Origin of the sequence: Mycobacterium sp. (genome assembly GCF_049802695.1) — a bacterium.
GTDB lineage: Bacteria > Actinomycetota > Actinomycetes > Mycobacteriales > Mycobacteriaceae > Mycobacterium.
This window is the reverse complement of the sequence record NZ_JBARMY010000260.1, coordinates 1-3,049: the sequence shown is the minus strand read 5'-3', so window position 1 is coordinate 3,049 and position 3,049 is coordinate 1. Positions and strand designations below refer to the sequence as shown.

The 3,049-nt window shown below is 64.5% G+C and carries 3 protein-coding genes and 1 pseudogene; all 4 read left to right on the top strand.

Annotated features, from left to right (window positions below; all coding sequences use genetic code 11):
* Positions 1 to 144 (top strand): annotated as a pseudogene (locus tag WA317_RS10610) (ABC transporter substrate-binding protein); the annotation flags it as partial.
* Positions 145 to 150: 6 nt separating this feature from the next.
* Entirely contained in the window at positions 151 to 1,293 is a 1,143-nt protein-coding gene (locus tag WA317_RS10605; protein ID WP_425172988.1) for a spirocyclase AveC family protein, read from the top strand.
* Positions 1,286 to 2,302 carry an SDR family oxidoreductase gene (locus tag WA317_RS10600; protein WP_425172987.1) on the top strand — a complete coding sequence of 339 codons (1,017 nt, stop codon included), beginning with the start codon at positions 1,286 to 1,288 and terminating at the stop codon, positions 2,300 to 2,302. The genes WA317_RS10605 and WA317_RS10600 overlap by 8 nt, the downstream gene beginning before the upstream one ends.
* A partial coding sequence (locus WA317_RS10595) for an aldehyde dehydrogenase family protein (RefSeq protein ID WP_425172986.1) occupies positions 2,295 to 3,049 on the top strand: 755 nt, incomplete at its 3' end. The genes WA317_RS10600 and WA317_RS10595, both read left to right, overlap by 8 nt.

The window sequence follows — 3,049 nt, the reverse complement described above, 5'->3', positions numbered from 1 at the left end:
GCCTCAGGTGCTCCCGGCACGCGGGTCTCATTCGGCAAGTGGACCCGTCGCGCCTGGATGGGCTCGGGCTATCTGGTGGCCCGCACGCTGGACGCCGACGGCGTCAATTCGCACCTGGTCGATCGCTTCGGAGAGGCAGGCTGACGCGCAATGAGCACCGAACAATCGACTCCCGTAGCTCCAGACAGCAGGCCCGCACACGTGCAGGGAAGCGTCAAACGCGGCTGGGGCGGTTGGCTGGCCGGAGCCGCGTTGGCGGCATTCGCGCTCTTCTTCATCGCAAACTGCCGCAAAGCCCTCGACCCGCGCGTGGCCAATCCGAACGTGCATGGCCGGCCGCGCCCGGTGCGATTCTTGTTCGGGTTGGACTACATCACTTTTCTCCACGTCGCCACCGTCATCATGCTGTTGGTGCTGCTCGTGGTGTTCGTCAGGGGCTGGCGCCGTAGTCCAGGCAGTCCGGTGATGCTGATGTTTTTGTGCACCACGCTGATCGTGTGGCAGGACCCGATCATGAACTGGTCGCCGTTTGCGGTCTACAACCCCGACCTCATTCACTGGCCGGAGTCGTGGCCCCTGGTGTCGTTGTCGCCCACCGTCGAGCCATTTGTCGTATTCGGTTATGTCATGTTCTATTTCGGTCCGTACTTTCCCGCAATCTGGATCCTGCGCAAACTGCAAGCCAAGCACGGGCCACAGGCTTATGTTTCGCGACACCCGCTGGTCAGCTTGGGCTTGTTGGCGTGCGTGATCGGCTTCGTCTTCGATGCCTTTCTGGAGATTCAGCTTGTGCACGCCGGCATGTACATCTATTCGCAGGTGATTCCGTGGGGCTCGGTGTTCACCGGCACAACATTTCAGTTCCCGCTGATCTGGGAGTCGTTCTCGGTGACCTTCGTGATGGTGCCCGCGGCGATCCTGTGCTACCGCGACGACACGGGTAAATCGGTCGCTGAGAAGCTTGGCGCGAGAGCGCGGATATTCCCGGCACGCCCCGTTCTGGGCACCTTCCTAGTCATGTTCGTCATCATCAACGTTTCGTATTTCGCCTACGGGGCATGGTTCGCCGTCATCAAGATCAGCCACGCCGCAACGTCGGTGGCCTGCCCGTGGCCTTATCCCGAGGCGAAAGTGTATGACCCGCAAGGGTATTACGAGAAGGCCGGGGCCCCAGGGCCGTACTCAGTGGGTATCTGGTCGACGTGGGCGAGTGGTGAGCCCAACGGACGGCCGCACGTCGACCCGCCGCCGCCCGGCGTGGGTGCGTGCGCGGCGGCGAGCCTGAATGGCTGAGCCGCGCAGCGTCGTCATCACCGGCGCGTCTCGAGGACTGGGCTTCGCCTCGAGCGCCCGTCTCTACCGCGACGGGTGGCGCGTGATTGCGGCGATGCGCAACCCCGAGCGCGGCATGCCGCTACTGCGGCAGGCGACCGGTGCGGGTGAGGACGACGACCGGCTGATCGGGGTGCAGCTCGACCTGATGGACACCGCGTCGATTTCGGCCGCGGCCAAATCCATCGGGGAGGCGGTGGGCGCGCCGTACGGACTGGTGCACAACGCCGGGATCTCAGCAGCGGGAATGGTCGAGGAGGCCGATCTCACGCTATGGCAAGACATGTTCACCACGCACGTCATGGGCCCGGTCGACCTGACCAAGAGGTTGTTGCCGTCGATGCGGGCGGCAGGCGAGGGTCGCATTGTGTTGGTGTCGAGTGCCGGCGGGGTGCGTGGCCAGCCGGCCACCGCTCCCTATTCCGCTGCCAAAGGCGCCTTAGAGCGCTGGGGCGAGTCGATGGCGGGCGAGATCGCGCCCTTCGGCCTCGGTGTGACCATCCTGGTGACCGGCACCTACGACACCGACATCATCACCGACGCCGGCACCATCGACAATCGCAACTTCGAAGGCCCGTATGCCCGGCTGCACAGCACGATGAACACCCGGGGGCGGTTGGCGATGAGTTTCGCGCGTGCGCCGGAGCGCTTCACTGACGGTTTAGTCAAGGCATTGGCCGACCGCGGGTCGTTCCGTCGCCACGGAGTCGGCCCGGACGCATCAATGCTGTTGCTGTCCAACCGGCTTCTGCCGGCGGCGGGAATGCATCACCTGTCCCGGATCGTGATGGGCATACCGCGGCACGGCTCGATGCGCGGCGGAGCGGTACCGCTGACGGGCGCCCAGCAGACGATGGTGTTCGCGGCCCGTGTGCTTCCGCAGCCGGTGCTGCAGCGGGTGGCCACTTTGGTGATGCGCTTCCAGTCGGCGAGACAACAGCCGGACGACAAGAGTGGAGACCATGGCTGACACACCGGAAGTGACCTTCGAGTCCAGAATGATGATCGACGGCAAGCTCGTCGACGGGGAAGCCGGCACCTTCACCAACATCAATCCGGCCAACGAAGCGGTACTCGGCGAGGTGGCCGACGCGTCGAAGTCGGACATGCATCGCGCTATCGACGCGGCTCGGCGCGCGTTTGACGAGTCGGACTGGTCGACCAACCGTTCGCTGCGCAAGCGCTGTCTGGAACAGTTGCACGAGGCCATCGAGAGCGAACTCGATGAACTGCGTGAAGAACTCATCCTCGAAGTGGGTGCCCCCCGCGCGGTGACGCACGGACCGCACTTGGACGCGCCGCTGGCCGACGGGCTCAAATACCCGGCCCGGCTCATCGAAACCTTCCCGTGGGAAACCGATCTGGGCGACACCGTCGTGTCTGTCACCGGCGTGAACACCACCCGCAAGGTGTGGCACGAGCCGGTCGGCGTGGTCGGCGCCATCGTGCCGTGGAACTTTCCGTTCGAAGTCACCATCAACAAGCTCGGCCAGGCCCTGGCGACCGGCAACACCGTGGTGCTCAAGCCCGCACCCGATACCCCGTTCAATGCCACGCGGCTGGGCCGGCTGATCGCCCAGAAGACCGACATACCAGCCGGTGTGGTCAACGTCGTCACCGCATCCGATCACTTGGTGGGCGAGGAACTGACACTGTCCCCTAAGGTCGACATGATCTCGTTCACCGGTTCCACAGCGGTCGGCAAGCGGATCATGGA

What these genes read in the sequence shown, in the direction of transcription:
- WA317_RS10605 (WP_425172988.1), top strand. Translation starts at nt 151, where the DNA reads ATGAGCACCGAACAATCGACTCCCGTAGCTCCAGACAGCAGGCCCGCA.
- WA317_RS10600 (WP_425172987.1), top strand. Translation starts at nt 1,286, where the DNA reads ATGGCTGAGCCGCGCAGCGTCGTCATCACCGGCGCGTCTCGAGGACTG.